Here is a 1,105-nt window from a genome sequence, read left to right on the forward strand (position 1 = left end):
CCTTTAACTCCTGTACGTCCATATATACATCGGCATCGGTCTCATTGTCGTCGAAACCCATGGCGTATGAAAAACCACTGCATCCGCCTGCGGCTACACCCAATCGAAGGAACATATTGGGTACTTCCTGTTCAGCCAGCATCTCTCTTAAACGTTCTGCGGCCGTGTCGCTGATCGTAATCATAGGTCACCCTCCTTATATCCTAAGTATACTCCTCTTCCCCTGTTCACTCAAGAATGGAATGCTGCCCATTTGCCTTAAATGCAATTACCAGCTTCATTTCCTCTATTTGTATTGCTACCCCGAGGGGTCAGGTTTATAATAGGGAAGGAACATGGGCGGCAACTGTGAGATCATGGTCACATCGCCTGCGATTTCAACAGGTTAAGGTTTATGGCGGTCTACAGTTGTATATTTTTTCACAAACTTTCGTATTTATTCAGCCCTAATTATTCAAGAAGACGTCCGACATATCGAATGGAACCGGACCGTTCCCCGCGGGGATTGATTTCACTTTATACACTAAACCTGCTGCACCAAGCAGACAAGTGTGAACAGGAGGATGGAGCATGTCTACCTTAGTGACCCCTTTTACCGACCAGAGAATGGCGGAGATCGTTGCTAAAGTTCGCAACGGCGAACGCTTGAACCTTGAAGACGGTGTATATCTATACCAAACGGATGATCTGCTGACGCTGGGTCAGCTCGCCAATGAAGCGAACTTGCGCAAGAATGGCAAAAAGGTCTATTTCATCGAGAATATGAGCCTCTATTTCACGAACGTCTGTGAATCCCATTGCGCATTTTGCAATTTCCGGAAAGACCAGGGCGAGGAAGGTTCCTACACCTTATCCGGTCCTGAAATGATTGAATATGTTGAGCAGCACATCCATCCCGGTGTCCGTGAGTTCCACATCGTTGGCGGACATAATAATCATGTGCCATTCCAATACTATGTAGACTCACTAAAGGCACTGCATGAGAAATATCCAGATGTTACATTGAAGGCCTACACAGCAGCGGAGATTGAATTCTTCACCCGAATCAGCGGTCTTAGCACGAAGGAAGTGCTGCAGGAACTGCAGAAGGCTGGCTTGAAATCAT

2 protein-coding genes are annotated in these 1,105 nt (G+C 46.8%); one reads left to right on the top strand and one right to left on the bottom strand.

Going from position 1 to position 1,105, the window contains the following annotated elements:
• Positions 1 to 184, bottom strand: a 184-nt coding sequence (locus tag ACFRAK_RS29480; RefSeq protein WP_394573267.1) for a HesB/IscA family protein, incomplete at its 3' end; no start/stop codon positions are given.
• Between the two features lie 386 nt (positions 185 to 570).
• Between ACFRAK_RS29480 and ACFRAK_RS29485 the strand changes: the two genes are divergently transcribed.
• Positions 571 to 1,105 (top strand): radical SAM protein (locus ACFRAK_RS29485; protein ID WP_394573268.1); only part of this gene is annotated, 535 nt, incomplete at its 3' end.

The organism is Peribacillus sp. NPDC056705, assembly GCF_043656335.1.